Below are 1589 nucleotides of genomic sequence, written 5' to 3'. Positions count from 1 at the left end.
CACTTTGTTTTAAATTTCTTTTGGAAGATTTAAAACCGAAGTTTTATTTAACTCTCTGAGTAGTTCGTGCCTCGCTATGCTTCGGCGTTTCCCGTCTCAGTGGGGTCGCATTATAGGGAGAACAGATTTTTACGCAAGTACTTTTTTAAAGAAAAAGTAAAAAAAGATGCTGTTCGGTCAGTATCTGAACTAAACCCCCTGAAACTGATAGTTTTGTAACCAAACGGCGCCTTTTATGGTACAAAAATAACCTTGCTGATACACTCAAAGCTAATAACTATTATCTAAAAGGTACTAAATATGGCAATCCGTTCTTATAAAGGTGTAACTCCTTCGTTTAATTCGTCTGTTTATATTGATGAGTCATCAGTTTTGGTTGGTGATATTACTTTAGGTGATAATAGTAGTGTTTGGCCTTTGGTAGCAGCCCGAGGCGATGTTAACTATATATGTATTGGTAAACGCTCCAATATACAAGATGGCAGTGTATTGCATTTATCTCGTGCTACTAAAAGCAATCCTGCTGGTTACCCACTTATTATAGGTGACGATGTAACTGTTGGTCATAAGGTAATGCTGCACGGATGCGTACTAGGAGATCGTATACTTGTAGGTATGGGCGCTATTATTATGGATAACGTGGTTGTTGAAGATGATGTAATTATAGGTGGCGGCTCTTTAGTACCACCAAACAAACGTTTAGAATCTGGTTACTTATATGTAGGAAGTCCAGCTAAGCAAGCCCGCCCGCTTACAGAGCAAGAACTTGCCTTTTTAAAGATATCTGCCGATAACTATGTATCACTTAAAGATGAATACTTAGCTGAAATGCTAACTTAAGTTAATAAGCTTACTTCAATTTGGCCTGCCGAGTTATAGCTTTCTTCTTCGATAAGCTCCTCGGCACGTTCTTCGTAATCAAAACGATATTTTTCAAAATATTCTGTTGCATGGCTTTCGTCTGTTAATTTAAGTGTATTTACTTCTATTATACACTCCACCAGCATGCCACTAACTTGTGCAAAAAATACTAACTGATGATCGGGCTCTCTAAATTCTAGCCTATCTATAAACTGTATTGCCTGATTCATATAAGCATTCCTTGTTTGAGCGCATCAACAACGGGAAGTATTTTTGGCATTTTATTACGCCATACATAATATGCCTGAGCAGCTTGACCAACTAACATTCCACTGCCATCTAAAAGCTTAGCGTTAATATTATGCTGTGCAACCCAATTCATAAAAATGGTATTTTGCAGTGAATAAAACATGTCATAAGCTACTTCACAGTTAGTTATGTGTTTTTCATCAAGAGCTGGAAGCTCATTATTCATACTGCTAGAGGTAGAGTTTATAATTAGTGAGTAATCGCTTACTGGTAAGTCACTAAAGCCAAAGCCAGATACTGGTCCATATTGTGTAAATAGCTCTGCGAGTTCTTTGGCTTTTTGTGCTGTGCGATTAACTATTATTATTTCCTGAGGGTTATGCTCTAACAAGGGTAAAATAACCCCCCGAGCAGCACCGCCCGCACCTATGATTAAAATGCATTTATTAGTTATGGCTACTTCATTAGCGAGTAAATCA

General features: G+C 37.7%; 3 protein-coding genes. 1 reads left to right on the top strand and 2 read right to left on the bottom strand.

What is annotated here, in order from left to right; genetic code table 11:
- Positions 1 to 300 precede the first annotated feature (300 nt).
- Positions 301 to 840 carry a gamma carbonic anhydrase family protein gene (locus P20652_RS02115; RefSeq protein ID WP_008172062.1) on the top strand — a complete coding sequence of 180 codons (540 nt, stop codon included), beginning with the start codon at positions 301 to 303 and terminating at the stop codon, positions 838 to 840.
- Here P20652_RS02115 and P20652_RS02120 read toward each other — a convergent pair.
- Both P20652_RS02120 and P20652_RS19100 read right to left on the bottom strand, forming a co-directional pair.
- Positions 837 to 1091: a DUF1488 family protein gene (locus P20652_RS02120; RefSeq protein WP_007584142.1), complete on the bottom strand. Its 255-nt coding sequence runs from the start codon at positions 1089 to 1091 to the stop codon at positions 837 to 839. The two genes, P20652_RS02115 and P20652_RS02120, sit on opposite strands and share 4 nt — an antisense overlap.
- On the bottom strand, positions 1088 to 1589 hold a 502-nt coding region (locus P20652_RS19100; RefSeq protein WP_033018040.1), incomplete at its 5' end, for an NAD(P)-binding domain-containing protein. The genes P20652_RS19100 and P20652_RS02120, both read right to left, overlap by 4 nt.

Source organism: Pseudoalteromonas sp. BSi20652 (assembly GCF_000239855.1).
Classification (GTDB): domain Bacteria; phylum Pseudomonadota; class Gammaproteobacteria; order Enterobacterales; family Alteromonadaceae; genus Pseudoalteromonas.
This window is presented reverse-complemented; position numbering and strand designations above follow the sequence as displayed.

Excerpts from the sequence above, each read along its gene's own strand:
- P20652_RS02115 (WP_008172062.1), top strand. The coding sequence starts at position 301 with ATGGCAATCCGTTCTTATAAAGGTGTAACTCCTTCGTTTAATTCGTCT.
- P20652_RS02120 (WP_007584142.1), bottom strand. The coding sequence starts at position 1,091 with ATGAATCAGGCAATACAGTTTATAGATAGGCTAGAATTTAGAGAGCCC.